Consider the following 12775-nt stretch of genomic DNA (forward strand, 5'->3'; position numbering starts at 1 on the left):
AAAAGCTATCATGGGCCGCGGGAGGGGGCAATCGAGCCCCTTGCGCCGGAACCGCCACGACACCTGACCGGGTCAGGGCGGCTCCGCGCCTCAGTCCAGCGATTTGGCCAGGGTCCGCAGTTCGAATTTCTGGATCTTGCCGGTGGAGGTCTTGGGCAGCTCCCGGAACACCACCTTCTTGGGTGTCTTGAACCCGGCCAGCCGCTGGCGCGCGTAGGCGATCAACTCGGCCTCGCTGACCTCGTGGCCGTCCTTGACCTCGACAAAGGCGCAGGGCACCTCGCCCCACTTGTCGTCCGGCTTGGCCACCACGGCACAAAGCAGCACGGCGTCGTGGCCCATCAGCACGCTTTCGACCTCGACCGAAGAGATGTTCTCGCCGCCCGAGATGATGATGTCCTTGGCGCGGTCGGCGATCTGGACAAAGCTGTCGGGATGCATCACCGCGATGTCGCCGGAATGGAAATAGCCCCCGGCAAAGGACTCGGCCGTGGCCTTGGGGTTCTTGTAGTATCCCTTCATCACGCCGTTGCCGCGGAACTTGATCTCGCCCTTGGTTTCGCCGTCGCGCGGCACCTCGGCGCCGTCAGTGTCGTGCACCGTCACCTCCTCGATGAAGGGCATGGCGACCCCCTGCCGCGCCTTGATCGCGGCGCGGGCCTCGCCCTTCAGCGGCTCCCACTCGGGTTTCCAGGTGCATTCGGTCGCCGGGCCGTAGGTTTCGGTCAGGCCGTAGACCTGGGTGACGTTGAAGCCCATCGGTTCGATCTTGGCCAGGGTTGCGGGGGCCGGGGGCGCGCCGGCGGTAAAGACCTCGACCACGTGGGAAAACTCGCGCCGCTCGGCCTTGGGGGCGTTGACCAGCGTGTTGAGCACGATTGGCGCGCCGCCGAAATGGGTCACGCCCTCGTCGGCGATGGCGTCAAAGATCGCCTTGGCGCGCACGTCGCGGCAGCAGACCAGCGTGCCGCCCATGGCGGGCATCATCCAGGTGTGGCACCAGCCGTTGCAGTGAAACAGCGGCACGATGGTCATGTAGACCGGGTGCAGCACCATGCGCCAGGACAGCACCTGTCCCATGGCGTTCAGGTAGGCGCCGCGGTGGTGGTAGACCACGCCCTTGGGCCGCCCGGTGGTGCCGGATGTGTAGTTGAGCGCGATGGATTCCCATTCGTCCTCGGGCAGGATCCAGTCGAAATCCGGGTCGCCGGTTTCCAGAAAACCCTCGTACTCGGTGTAATGGCCTTCGGCATGCACCCCGGCCTGCGCGTCGGCGACCTCGACGATCATCGGCGGCGGGCCTTCCATGACCTCGACGGCCTCGGCCAGCACCGGCAGGAACTGCGGATCGCAGAGCACCACCTTGGCGCCGCCATGGTCGAGGATGAAGGCCACGGTGCCCACGTCCAGCCGCGTGTTGATGGCGTTGAGGATCGCGCCGCAGGCCGGCACGCCGAAATGCGCCTCGGCATGGGCGGGGATGTTGGGCAGCATTGTGGCCACCACGTCACCCGGCGCCACGCCCGCACGCGCCAGCGCCGAGGCCAGCCGCGACACCCGGGCGATGTACTGGCCATAGGTCTTGCGGTGGCTGCCGTAGACGACGGCCAACTGGTCCGGCCAGATGCCGGCCGCGCGGCGCAGAAAGCTCAGCGGCGTCAGCGGCACGTGGTTTGCCGCGGTCCTGCCCAGTCCGGTCTCGTCAGCCAGCCAGCCCATGGTGCTCTCTCCTGTCGTCTGCCCGGTGGACTATGCGCAAGAGACCCGCACAAGAAAAGCCCCCCGCGCAGGAATCGGCAGGCCGCCCAGTGCCCCGCGCCCGCTGCCGGCATCTTTGGTCCGGAAATATCCCGGGGTCCGGGGACCGCGCCCCCGGGGCCTGCGATCCCGGTTGCCGCGATGGGCGCGCCTGACCTAGTCTGGCGCCATGATCATTTCGCGCGGGCGCCGCTACATCTTTGTCCATATCCCCAAGACAGGCGGCACCTCGATGGCGCTGGCGCTTGAGACGCGCGCGCAGGCCGACGACATCCTGATCGGCGACACGCCCAAGGCGCTGCGGCGGCGCGGGCGGCTGAAGGCGCTGACCGCACGCGGGCGGCTGTGGAAGCATTCCACGCTGGCCGATATCGACGGGGTGGTGACGCCGGCCGAGATCGGCGGGATGCTGTGCTTTTGCCTGGTGCGCAACCCGTGGGACCGGGTGGTCAGCTATTACCACTGGCTGCGGGTGCAGGAGTTCGACCATGCCGCGGTGACGCTGGCCAAGGCGCATGAGTTCGCCGGCTTCCTGCGCCAGCCGCACACGCAGGCAAGCCTCGCCGCCTGGCCCGCCTCGCGCTACATGCGCGATGTGACCGGGGCCGAGCACGGGCTCTGCGTCCGGCTGGAACACCTGGCCGAGGACATGGCCCCGGTGGTGGCGCATCTTGGCTTTGTCCCCGAGATGCCGCATGTCAACCGGTCGGACCGGGCGGCGGATTACCGGGCGCAGTACAGCGACGAGACGCAGGCCATCGTGGCGGTGGCCTGCGCCGAGGACGTGGCGCGCTTTGGCTATGCCTTCTGAGGCGATCGGTTACGGGCAGACGCCGCCGATGTTGAGGTACTTGCCATAAACCCAGCCGTTCGGGTTCGGGGTGCCCCAGAGCGGGTTCAGGCAGCGCCCCGACATGCATTGCACCTGATACCAGCTGCCGGAGCGGTTCCAGACCGCGATCTCGTCGCCCAGGTACACTTCGCCGATCTGGGCATAGCCGCTGCCCGGGCCGGTGCGCACGGCTAGGAAACCGCTGCCCTTGGCGTGGTTGTACTGGCTGGTCGGGCGCACGCCCACCACCCATCCGGTGCAGTCCCCGGCCTGTGCCGGGACCGCGCCAAAGGCCAGCAGGGCGGCTGCGGCAAGTGCTGCGATACGTGACATGCGTCTCTCCCTTTCGTGTCGCGCCGCGATGGCGCAGGGCCGAGTCTGCACCGGGAGAACACATTCCGTCTTTGACATGGGTCAGGCGCGCCCCGGACCTGGTCCGGGACTTCCGGGCTGTTCGTTCAGGTCAATAGGCCCCGTGCCGGGATCGCCTAGCGTACCGGCTCGAACCGGGCGTCTGTCATCGTGCAGTCGCGCACCACGTCGCGGCCGCAGGGCACCGGGTCCAGGTCCCGCGACAGGCAGATGCGGGCCTCCTGGATGTGGCCGTCGGTGCAGGTGATGGTGATCATGTCCGGTGCCATCCCCGGGTTGGCCTCGAGAAAGGCCTTTTCAATCAGCGCGGCGGGCAGGGTCACGGGCTTGTCCAGCCGGCGCAGCACCTCGGGGCGGGTGATCCGGCCATAGGCCTCGCGGGAGAGCGCAAAGTAGTCCGCCGCGCTCAGCCCCGAACAGACGCCGTGTTTGCGCCACTGGTGCCAGGCCAGCCCGCCCGACCCCATGATGTCGGCCATCTCGCCGGTCATCCGCCGCGTCGGCGCGCGTTCGGCCGTGGGGCAGAAGGCCGGCCAGCCGCGGTGATACTGCGGCCAGAGCCCGTGCAGGATCCAGCCGGCATCGGTGGCGCATTGTTCGGCCTCGCGGGCGTCGCCCTCGCGCGCGCACCAGTTGGGCGACCAGGACAGCGACAGGACGTAGTAATCGAACACCCCCGCCTGTTCGCCATCGGCGCGGGCCAGCGATCCCGACAGGGCCAGGGCCAGGGCCAGTCCATACAATGCGCGCATTTTTGCTTCCCCTTTTCGGCTGACGTCACTATATAGGCCCGAAGTTCCCCGACAACGGTAACCCGCTCCGCCCGCCGGAGCCGCCCTTGGCCCAAAAGCCTCGGGTCGGGCAGGAGGCATGCAGGCGGGTCCGGTCAAAGCTAGGAGAAGAGCCATGTCGAAACTGCTGCACCCCAAGGCGACCGCCGTCTGGCTGGTGGACAACACCACGCTGTCCTTCAAGCAGATCGCCGAGTTCACCGGCTTTCACGAGCTGGAAATCCAGGGCATCGCCGATGGCGACGTGGCCGCGGGGGTCAAGGGCTTTGACCCGGTCGCCAACAACCAGCTGGACCCGTCCGAGATCGAAAAGGCCGAGAAGGACCCGACCTACCGGATGAGGCTGAAGCACAACCCGGCGGCGCGCGACGAGGAAAAGCGGCGCGGCCCGCGCTACACCCCGCTGAGCAAGCGGCAGGACCGGCCGAACGCGATCCTGTGGCTGGTCAAGTTCCACCCCGAGCTGAGCGACGGCCAGATCTCCAAGCTGGTGGGCACCACCAAGCCGACGATCCAGTCGATCCGCGAGCGCACCCATTGGAACATCCAGAACATGCAGCCGATCGACCCGGTGGCGCTGGGCCTGTGCCGCCAGTCCGAGCTGGACGCCGCGGTGGCCAAGGCCGCCAAGGCCACGCAGCAGGTGATGAGCGACGACGAGCGGCGCAAGCTGGTGTCGACCGAGCAGAGCCTGGGCATGGAGCCGACCGAGCAGCGCCTGCCGACCGCCATCGAGGGGCTCGAGACCTTCAGCCTGTCCGACCCGCGCGGCGAGGACGAAGAGGAAGAGAAGGACAACGCGAACTACCTCGACGCGGACAGCTTCTTCAACCTGCCGGGCGGCAAGGACGACGACGAGGACGAGGACGAGGACGAAGATCCCCGCCGCTGATGGTGACGGGGTACGGCGGGACGGACGCTCGCGGCCCTGTGGGCCGCATCGCCCCGCCCACCGTCCCTTGACGGTGCCCGGGCGAGCATGGGTGCCTTGAGTCGGGTGATGGCCCCCGGGCCCCTAGAAGGCCAGCCCCAGGTTGACGTTCCACATGGTCTGACCCGCATCGTCCCGGCTGAGGTCCATCCGGCCCTTCAGCCCGTTTCCCCCCATGGCAAAGTCCGACCCGATCGAGACGGCATTGCCGGTCAGAACATCCGCGGCGGCAAATTGCGCGCTGACGCCGGGCAGGGAAAAGCCGATGTCGTCCTGGGTTCCGCCAAAGGACGACAGGCCAAGGTAGGGCCGGAACGCCACCTCGCCGCGCGCCATCGGCATCCCCAGTTCCACCCGCAGGGCCGTGCTGGTCGCGGTGCGTTCAGCGATGCTGCCGCCCCGCAGGCCGGTCAGGTCATGGGCGTCTGTGCTGTGGTGCAGGACGTCGGCCCGCAGGCGCAGGTCGACGGCGCGGTCGGCGGTGGGGGACTGCCAGACGATGCCGCTGCCGCTGAGGCTGATCCCGAGGATGCGGCCGTCATGGTCGGTCTCGCCGGTCAGCGCGTTGGGGGCGGAAATCGCGTTGTGCGAGCGGCCGGCATATACCGCTGCGCCATAGCGGAACCGTTGCGTTTCCCCCGACAGACCCAGGCCGATGAAGTAGGACCGGATGCGCGTTTCGGTGACGCCGTCGTCCAGCCCGCTCTTGCCCTGGCCGTAGCCGATGAAGGGTGACAGGCCCAGCCAGTCAAAGCCGTATCCGGCCACCGCCCCGCGCAGGGCATGGTCCGCCCCCTGCGATATGTCCGGCGCGATGCCGCCGCCGGTGACGAAGGTGCCCAGCCAGGCGCCCCGGGTCTGGAACCCCAGCGCCGTGCCGGCGATGCCAAAGCCCAGTTCGCGCGACAGGCGGTCGGAGGAGGACAGCGGCGCCTCGTCGATCCGCAGGGCGGGCGGCACGTTGACCACGGCGCTGACGGTCTTGCCCGGGACCGTGGTGCCTTGGAGGGTCTGGGCAAGGCCCGTGACGGGCGCGAGGGCGAGGCAGGCGGTGAGGGCGAGGGGTCTGAGCACCGGATCATCCTGGAATGCAGGTGGGGGCGGCCGATGGGTCGCGCGCACTGTCTGGCACAGGCCGGGTGGAGGGGCCACTGTGGCCAATTCGCCAGCGCTCAGCGCTGATGCGGCGCAGTCACATCCGCTTGCGCGCGTTCAGCGCGGCGGTGATCGTGCCATCGTCGAGGTAGTCGAGTTCGCCGCCGATGGGCACGCCCTGCGCCAGCGAACTGAGCGCGACGCGGCCCTCCAGCTGATCGGCGATGTAATGGGCGGTGGTCTGGCCGTCGATGGTGGCGTTCAGCGCCAGGATCACCTCCGCGACAGCCTCGGCCTCGATCCGGGTCAGCAGTTGCGGGATGCGCAGGTCCTCGGGGCCGATGCCGTCCAGCGCCGACAGCGTGCCGCCCAGCACATGATAGCGGCCCTTGAAGGTGCCGGAGCGTTCCATCGCCCAGAGGTCCGCAACCTCCTCGACCACGCAGAGCAGCCCGTTGGCGCGGGACTCGTCGGCGCAGATCGGGCAGATCTCGGCGGTGCCGACGTTGCCGCAGTTCAGGCATTCGCGGGCGCGGGCGGCGACCTCGGTCATGGCCTGCGCAAGCGGTCCGAGCAACACGGCGCGCTTGCGGATCAGGTGCAGGACGGCGCGGCGGGCCGAGCGCGGGCCAAGGCCGGGCAGGCGGGCCATCAGGTCGATCAGGTGGGCAATCGGGTCGGCGTCGCGGGCCATTCAGGGGGCCTCGCCCGGGAGCGGGATGCGCGTCACCTCGAACCCGGCGTTGCGCAGTTGCGCGACCAGACCGGTCTCTCCCGGCAGGTGAAAGTTGCCCACCGCCAGGAACACGCCGCCCTCGCGCAGCGCCTCGACCGAGGCCTTGAAGAAGTCGATGTTGCGCTCTTCGACGAGGTAAGCGTTCATCCGGTCGTAGAGCGCCGGACCTTCGGCGCCCAGGGTGCCGATCACCGCGGCCTCGTCCCAGGCCATCATCAGGCCGACGCGGCCCTGCTGGTACAGCGCAAAGGACGCGGCGCGGCTGTCGCGGCTGCTGCCCGGCAGCAGGTAGACGGAATAGGTGGCGATCACCGCGCGGGCCAGATCCTCGTTGCCGGTCTGGTCCAGCTTTTTCGCCAGCCGGTTCACCGGTTCCAGCGCCATCACCGGGATGCCCTCGATATGCGCAAGGGTCTGGATATAGCTGTCCTGCGTCGGCAGCACCCCGGCGGTGAAGTCCTCGCAGGGGTCGAACAGCAGCAGGTCGGTGAGCGCGCCGTAGGTCAGGTCGTCGATCGCCGTCTCGTGCCAGCCGAGCGCGGTCAGCCGGGCCGAGATGTGGCGTTCGATGTCGCGCGGCAGGCCCAGATCGGCAAAGCGGAAGGTCGACTCTGCGGGGCGGTAGACATCGGCGCCGCGCATGAACCGGCCGTGGCTGGCGCGGTCGGGAAAGGTGGGGTCGATCTCGAGCGCGATGAGACGGGCATCGGTCAGCGTCGCCACCACCTCGTCGGGCAGGTCGAGCACGCTGGGGTGGCTGCTGTGCATGGTGCCCCAGAGGTGCGACACCGCGCCATCGGGGCCGGTGACCTGCCAGAAGCGGCCGACCCCGTTGGGGATCCCGGCGGCGCGGCTCTCCAGTTCGGCGCGGCCCTCGGGGTCAAAGACGCTGTCGATGACCTCGATCCGGGGCGGTTGGCAGAATTCGCGCGTGGCCCAGTCCTGCGCACTGGCCGACGTCACCAGCCCGGCCAGGGCGAGGGCGGCGGCAAGGGCAGCGGTCAGGACGGGCCGTTTGCGCATGGTTCAGAACGGCAGCTTCATGTCGGCGGGCAGGCCGAGCGACTCGGTCAGCTTGCCCATCTCTTCCTGCGCGCGGGCCGAGGCGCGGGCCTGCGCGTCCTTGATCGCGGCGAGGATCAGGTCCTCGGCCACTTCCTTTTCGGAGGGGACAAAGATGGAAGGGTCAATCTCGAGGCCGGTCAATTCGCCCTTGGCGGTGGCGGTGGCCTTGACCAGCCCGGCACCGGATTCGCCGGTGACGGTCATATGCGCCAGGTCGTCCTGCATCTGCGCCATCTTGGCCTGCAACTCCTGCGCCTGTTTCATCATCTTGGCCATGTCGCCAAGCCCGCCCAAACCTTTCAGCATCGTCTGTTCTCCTAGTCGTTGGACCGCCGTTCCGTCGGCGCGGTGTAGAGGATGGTCCCGGTACATATCGCAGCCACGAGGGCGATGAACAAGGTGGGCGACCCGATGCAGCCTTCGTTTGTCGCCATTTGCCGGACGCCCGTCGGATCGCTGTCGAAAACCAGCAGCGAGATCAGGATCGACCAGCCGCAGACCACGGCCAGCCCGCCCCATTTGCTGCGAAAGCGCAGCGCCAGCGCGGTGGCGACGATCAGCACGACCGAGGGCAGCGAGGAGGCGAGGTACAGGGTCTCGCTCAGGGCGTCGGCCGGGGTGCCGTCCCAGCCGGGGCGCGCCTGGGCGCAGGCTTCGGCCAGGGCGGAGGTCGGCGCGAGGACCGTGAGGGCGAGGGCGATGCCGCGTGTTTGCGCCGCGGGGATCCAGGTCATTCCTCGAACGGATCCCATTCGTCCTCGACCTCGGGCAGGGCGTCTTGCAGGGCCTCGGTCTCGGCTTCCTTGAGGGTCTTGATCCCGGTGATGCGCGCCTTGGGAAAGGCGGCGAGCGTCGCCTTGACCAGCGGATGTTCGCGCGCCTCCGCCTCGAGCGCGAGGCGCTCGGCGTCGCGCTGCTGCACGATTGTCGGCGTCTTGCAGCCGTTGACCAGCGTCACCGCCCAGCGGTTGCCGGTCCAGCGTTGCAGCGCGCTGCCCAGGCGCTGGGCCAGGTCCTGCGCCGCCGCTGGCGCGGGGGTGAACTCGATCCGGCCGGGCTGATAGGCGGCGAGGTGCACGCCGGCCTCGACCTCGACCAGCAGCTTGACGTCGCGGTTGGCGCGGATCAGCTCCAGCACGTGTTCGAAGGTGGGGTAATGCGCCAGCGCCTCGGCCGCCTGCGGGGCGAGGGCGGTGACCGTGCCGCCGCCGCCGGTCGGTGGTGCCGCGCGCGGCCCGCGTGCCTGGGTTGCCCCGGAGGACGTGCCGGCCCCGCCACCCCCCGGCCCCGAGGGCATCGGCGGCGGCGTGTCCTGCAGCTTGCGCACCAGGTCGTCCGGTGAGGGCAGGTCGGCGACGTGGGTCAGGCGGATCACCGCCATCTCGGCGGCCATCATGGCGGAGGGGGCGTTGGACACCTCCTCGATCGCCTTGAGCAGCATCTGCCAGGCGCGGGCCAGCGCGCGCATGCCCAGCCCCTCGGCATAAGCCTTGCCGCGTGCGCGTTCATCCGGTGACACGGTGGGGTCCTCGGCCGCGTCGGGCGTGATCTTGACGACCGAGATCCAGTGCGTGAGTTCGGCCAGGTCGCGCAGCACGGCCAGCGGATCGGCGCCGTCGGCATATTGCGCCGACAGTTCCTCCAACGCGCCCGCCGCGTCGCCGCGCATGATCCTTTCGAACAGGTCCATGGTGCGGCCGCGGTCGGCGAGGCCCAGCATGGCGCGGACCTGGTCGGCGGTGGTCTCTCCGGCGCCGTGCGAAATGGCCTGGTCCAGCAGCGAGGTGGCGTCGCGGGCCGAGCCTTCGGCGGCGCGGGTGATCAGCGCCAGCGCCTCGTCGGTGATCTCGGCGCCTTCGGAGGTGGCGATCTTGCGCAACAGTGCGATCATCACCTCGGGTTCGATCCGGCGCAGGTCGAACCGCTGGCAGCGCGACAGGACGGTGACCGGCACCTGCCGGATCTCGGTGGTGGCAAAGATGAACTTCACATGCGCCGGCGGCTCCTCGAGCGTCTTCAGAAGCGCGTTGAACGCGTTCTTGGACAGCATGTGAACCTCGTCGATGATGTAGATCTTGTAGCGGGCCGAGGCCGCCCGGTAGTGCACCGAATCGATGATCTCGCGGATGTCGTTGACGCCGGTGCGCGAGGCGGCGTCCATCTCCATCACGTCGACATGGCGGCCCTCCATGATGGCCACGCAGTGTTCGCAGGTGCCGCAGGGGTCGGTCGTCGGGCCACCTTGGCCGTCCGGACCGATGCAGTTCATGCCCTTGGCGATGATCCGCGCGGTCGTCGTCTTCCCGGTGCCGCGAATCCCGGTCATGATGAAGGCCTGCGCGATGCGATCCGCCTTGAAGGCGTTGCGCAGGGTGCGCACCATGGCATCCTGTCCGACGAGATCGGCAAAGGTCTCGGGGCGGTACTTGCGGGCGAGCACCTGGTAGGCGGGCGAGTCGGTCATGTACGGTCCTTCCGGCGACCTGTGGAGGCTATCGGTTGCGCCGGGGGGAGGGCAAGCAGATCGCGCCGGAACCGGGGCGGGGTGCGGCGGGTTGAAGGTTGACGGGTCGCGGCGGGGGGAAAGCCATGCGGTTGAGAAACGTGAAGAGCAGCCGGAACGTCGAGGACCGGCGCGGGCGCAGGGGCGGCGCGGCGGCGGGCCTCGGCGGGCTGGGGATCGGCGGGGTGCTGATCGTGCTGGCGCTGGGTTATTTCACCGGCATTGACGTCACCCCCCTGCTGACCGGGGACCAGCCCGGCACCCAGGCCAGCGCCCCGCGCGACCTGAGCGAGGCCGAGAAGCAGGCCGGCGAGTTCAGCGCCCGCGTGCTGGCCACCACCGAACAGGTGTGGGACGAGGTCTTTCCGCAGGCTTTCGGCCTGGAATATGCGCCGCCGGTGCTGGTGCTGTTCTCGGGCGTGACGCAAAGCCCCTGCGGCGGCGCCTCGGGCGCGACGGGGCCGTTCTACTGCCCGGCGGACGAAAAGGCCTACCTCGACACCCAGTTCTTTGCCACGCTGCGGGGGCAACTGGGCGCGGAGGGGGATTTCGCCGCCGCCTATGTCATCGCTCACGAGGTCGCCCATCACGTCCAGAACGAGCTGGGCATCCTGTCACAGGTCCAGGACGCCCGGCAGCGCGCCAGCGAGACCCAGGCCAACGCGCTGACCGTGCGGCTGGAATTGCAGGCGGACTGCCTCAGCGGGGTCTGGGCGCGAAACGTGAAGGGGCTGATGGAGCGCGGCGACCTGAACGAGGCGCTGAACGCCGCGCGCAAGATCGGCGACGACGCGCTGCAACGGCGCGCGGGGCGGGTGCCGCAGCCGCATACCTTCACCCATGGCACGTCGGAACAGCGGTCGCGCTGGTTCGTCACCGGGTTCGACTCCGGCGATCCCACCGTTTGCGACACCTTCAACACGGACCGGCTGTAACGGGCTTGCCTGCGCCGGGGTCCGCGTGGCACCATGCGGCAGGCCCGGCGCAGGGGGCCGCCCGATCCGCGGAAAGCGCGCGCACCTGCCTGACCTGAGCCGACACCACATATCGGTTTTCTCTGGCCCGACGCAGCGGATCACGGGCCCTCATGGAGGAACCCGAACCATGTCCGACCTTTCCCTCGATGCGTTGCGATTCGACGCCAAACGCCTGCACCGCGCCTATGACCGGGGCGAGGCCTGGGCCGTGCAGCGCGTCCGCCAGCATCCGCCCCGGCGGGGAGCGCAGGCGCTGAAACGCGCCGATTTCCTGCACGTGGTCGCGCAGGAGACCGGCTTTGCCAGCTGGCCCGCGCTGAAACTCGCGGCCGAGACGCAGGGGCTGGACCGCGCCGCGCGCCAGCAACGGCTGAAGATCGCGCTGGCGCATGGTCAGAACGCGGTGGCGGCGCAGCTGCTGGAGCAGGCGCCGGACCTGGCCGAGGGGCTGTTTGGCCTGCAATGCGCGCTGTTTGACCGGGCGGCGGTGGCGGCGGCGCTGGCGCGCGACCCCGGGCTGGCGGTGCGCCCCATGGGGCCGAAACGGCCGATCCTGCACCTGGCCTTTTCCCGCTGGATCCACCAGCGGCCGGACCTTGAGGCGGACATGCTGGCCGTGGCGGAAATGCTGGTCGCGCATGGCGCGGACGTGAACGACGGATACCCCTTCGAGGAAGGGGACGACCACCTGCTGTCGGCGCTCTACGGCGCGATCGGCCATGCGGACAACATGGTGTTGGGGCGCTGGCTGCTGGAGCACGGCGCGGACGCAAACGACGGCGAGTCACTCTACCACGCCACGGAACTGGGGCATCACGAGGGGCTGCGCATGCTGCTGGAGGCGGGCGCCGATCCGCGCGGCACCAATGCCCTGCTGCGGGCGATGGACTTTCACGACCATGACGCCGTGGCCCTGCTGCTGGCGCACGGGGCGCGGGCCGACGATTACAACGACGAGGTGATCGGCGGTGAGCAGCCCTGGGTCGTCCCCGCGCTGCACCAGGCCGCGCGGCGCGGCTGTGACCGGCGCATGGTGGACCTGCTGCTGGAGGCGGGCGCCGACCCGGCGCGGAGCTACAAGGGCGCCAGCGCCTATGCCTATGCCTGCGTGTTTGGCAACACGGCGGTCAGGGAGGCGATCGAGGCGCGGGGTGGTGCTGTGCCCTTGAGCCGCGAGGAGGCGCTGATGGCGCGCGCGGCCGAGGGGCTGGACAGCCCGGGTGAGTTCATCGACCCGGCGCGCCTGCCAGAGGCCTATCGCAACATCCTGCGCGAGATACTGCACCTGCCCGGACGCCTGCCGCAGATCCGGCGGCTGGTGGCGCTGGGCCTGCCCTGGGATTTGCCGGACGGCATGGGGGTCACGCCGGTGCAAGTCGCCGGGTGGGAGGGGCTGCCCGAGGTCATGGCCGCGTTCCTGCGCCTGAAGCCAGACCTGGGTCATGTGAACGGCTACGGCGGCACGCTGCTGTCGACGATCCTGCACGGCGCCGACAACGCGCCCGACCGTGACACGCGGGACCACATCGCCTGCCTGGAGCTGGCGCTGCGCGAGGGCGTGGCCCTGCCAAGGCACGCGATCGGGTTTTCCGGGCGCGAGGACATACGCGGCTTTCTCGAGGATTGGGCCGAACGCTATCCCGGGCAGGTGGTCTGAAACCGCGCGGCCAGAGCGTGACATTCTGAACGCAGTGCGTGAAAAACTGGCCCCAACT

General features: G+C 69.3%; 13 protein-coding genes. 4 read left to right on the forward strand and 9 right to left on the reverse strand.

The annotated features are described in order from the left end of the window. Positions 1-90 precede the first annotated feature (90 nt). Entirely contained in the window at positions 91-1719 is a 1629-nt protein-coding gene (locus tag MAA8898_RS06785; protein ID WP_094020236.1) for an AMP-binding protein, read from the reverse strand. Between the two features lie 208 nt (positions 1720-1927). Between MAA8898_RS06785 and MAA8898_RS06790 the strand changes: the two genes are divergently transcribed. After that, positions 1928-2569: a sulfotransferase family protein gene (locus tag MAA8898_RS06790; RefSeq protein WP_094020237.1), complete on the forward strand. Its 642-nt coding sequence runs from the start codon at positions 1928-1930 to the stop codon at positions 2567-2569. Positions 2570-2578: 9 nt separating this feature from the next. On the opposite strand, the gene MAA8898_RS06795 is transcribed toward MAA8898_RS06790, so the two are convergent. Beyond that, positions 2579-2923, reverse strand: coding sequence for an SH3 domain-containing protein (locus tag MAA8898_RS06795; protein WP_176445087.1), 345 nt, complete (start codon positions 2921-2923; stop codon positions 2579-2581). Between the two features lie 155 nt (positions 2924-3078). Beyond that, positions 3079-3714 carry a ribonuclease T2 family protein gene (locus MAA8898_RS06800; protein WP_094020239.1) on the reverse strand — a complete coding sequence of 212 codons (636 nt, stop codon included), beginning with the start codon at positions 3712-3714 and terminating at the stop codon, positions 3079-3081. A gap of 154 nt (positions 3715-3868) precedes the next feature. Between MAA8898_RS06800 and MAA8898_RS06805 the strand changes: the two genes are divergently transcribed. Continuing rightward, complete coding sequence (locus MAA8898_RS06805; protein WP_094020240.1) at positions 3869-4645, forward strand: DUF1013 domain-containing protein; 777 nt, start codon at positions 3869-3871, stop codon at positions 4643-4645. Positions 4646-4768: 123 nt separating this feature from the next. Here the strand turns inward: MAA8898_RS06805 and MAA8898_RS06810 are convergent, their stop codons facing one another. The 6 genes from MAA8898_RS06810 to MAA8898_RS06835 all read right to left on the reverse strand — a co-directional run bounded on the left by MAA8898_RS06810 (position 4769) and on the right by MAA8898_RS06835 (position 10044). Then, positions 4769-5758: an autotransporter outer membrane beta-barrel domain-containing protein gene (locus MAA8898_RS06810; RefSeq protein ID WP_094020241.1), complete on the reverse strand. Its 990-nt coding sequence runs from the start codon at positions 5756-5758 to the stop codon at positions 4769-4771. Positions 5759-5876: 118 nt separating this feature from the next. Then, positions 5877-6473, reverse strand: coding sequence for a recombination mediator RecR (gene recR / locus MAA8898_RS06815; protein WP_094020242.1), 597 nt, complete (start codon positions 6471-6473; stop codon positions 5877-5879). After that, positions 6474-7538 carry a TraB/GumN family protein gene (locus MAA8898_RS06820; RefSeq protein WP_094020243.1) on the reverse strand — a complete coding sequence of 355 codons (1065 nt, stop codon included), beginning with the start codon at positions 7536-7538 and terminating at the stop codon, positions 6474-6476. A gap of 3 nt (positions 7539-7541) precedes the next feature. Next, positions 7542-7886, reverse strand: a complete 345-nt coding sequence (locus MAA8898_RS06825; protein ID WP_094020244.1) for a YbaB/EbfC family nucleoid-associated protein — start codon at positions 7884-7886, stop codon at positions 7542-7544. An 11-nt stretch (positions 7887-7897) separates the two neighbouring features. After that, entirely contained in the window at positions 7898-8314 is a 417-nt protein-coding gene (locus MAA8898_RS06830) for a hypothetical protein (RefSeq protein WP_094020245.1), read from the reverse strand. Next, positions 8311-10044 (reverse strand): DNA polymerase III subunit gamma/tau, encoded by a 1734-nt coding sequence (locus tag MAA8898_RS06835; protein WP_094020246.1) that lies wholly within the window; start codon positions 10042-10044, stop codon positions 8311-8313. Before MAA8898_RS06835 ends, MAA8898_RS06830 begins: the two co-directional genes overlap by 4 nt. A gap of 125 nt (positions 10045-10169) precedes the next feature. On the opposite strand from MAA8898_RS06835, the gene ypfJ reads away from it, so the two are divergent. Next, on the forward strand, positions 10170-11018 hold the full coding sequence (ypfJ, locus tag MAA8898_RS06840) for a KPN_02809 family neutral zinc metallopeptidase (protein WP_094020247.1): 849 nt from the start codon (positions 10170-10172) through the stop codon (positions 11016-11018). A 169-nt stretch (positions 11019-11187) separates the two neighbouring features. Then, positions 11188-12717: an ankyrin repeat domain-containing protein gene (locus MAA8898_RS06845; RefSeq protein ID WP_094020248.1), complete on the forward strand. Its 1530-nt coding sequence runs from the start codon at positions 11188-11190 to the stop codon at positions 12715-12717. The last annotated feature ends 58 nt before the right edge of the window (positions 12718-12775 follow it).

The sequence above is a fragment of the Antarctobacter aquimaris genome (assembly GCF_900184945.1).
Lineage (GTDB): Bacteria > Pseudomonadota > Alphaproteobacteria > Rhodobacterales > Rhodobacteraceae > Maliponia > Maliponia aquimaris.

Coding starts and splice junctions, on each gene's coding strand:
- recR (WP_094020242.1), bottom strand. CDS start 6,473: ATGGCCCGCGACGCCGACCCGATTGCCCACCTGATCGACCTGATGGCC.
- MAA8898_RS06785 (WP_094020236.1), bottom strand. CDS start 1,719: ATGGGCTGGCTGGCTGACGAGACCGGACTGGGCAGGACCGCGGCAAAC.
- MAA8898_RS06805 (WP_094020240.1), top strand. CDS start 3,869: ATGTCGAAACTGCTGCACCCCAAGGCGACCGCCGTCTGGCTGGTGGAC.
- MAA8898_RS06830 (WP_094020245.1), bottom strand. CDS start 8,314: ATGACCTGGATCCCCGCGGCGCAAACACGCGGCATCGCCCTCGCCCTC.
- MAA8898_RS06790 (WP_094020237.1), top strand. CDS start 1,928: ATGATCATTTCGCGCGGGCGCCGCTACATCTTTGTCCATATCCCCAAG.
- MAA8898_RS06825 (WP_094020244.1), bottom strand. CDS start 7,886: ATGCTGAAAGGTTTGGGCGGGCTTGGCGACATGGCCAAGATGATGAAA.
- MAA8898_RS06845 (WP_094020248.1), top strand. CDS start 11,188: ATGTCCGACCTTTCCCTCGATGCGTTGCGATTCGACGCCAAACGCCTG.
- MAA8898_RS06795 (WP_176445087.1), bottom strand. CDS start 2,923: ATGTCACGTATCGCAGCACTTGCCGCAGCCGCCCTGCTGGCCTTTGGC.
- ypfJ (WP_094020247.1), top strand. CDS start 10,170: ATGCGGTTGAGAAACGTGAAGAGCAGCCGGAACGTCGAGGACCGGCGC.
- MAA8898_RS06835 (WP_094020246.1), bottom strand. CDS start 10,044: ATGACCGACTCGCCCGCCTACCAGGTGCTCGCCCGCAAGTACCGCCCC.
- MAA8898_RS06820 (WP_094020243.1), bottom strand. CDS start 7,538: ATGCGCAAACGGCCCGTCCTGACCGCTGCCCTTGCCGCCGCCCTCGCC.
- MAA8898_RS06800 (WP_094020239.1), bottom strand. CDS start 3,714: ATGCGCGCATTGTATGGACTGGCCCTGGCCCTGGCCCTGTCGGGATCG.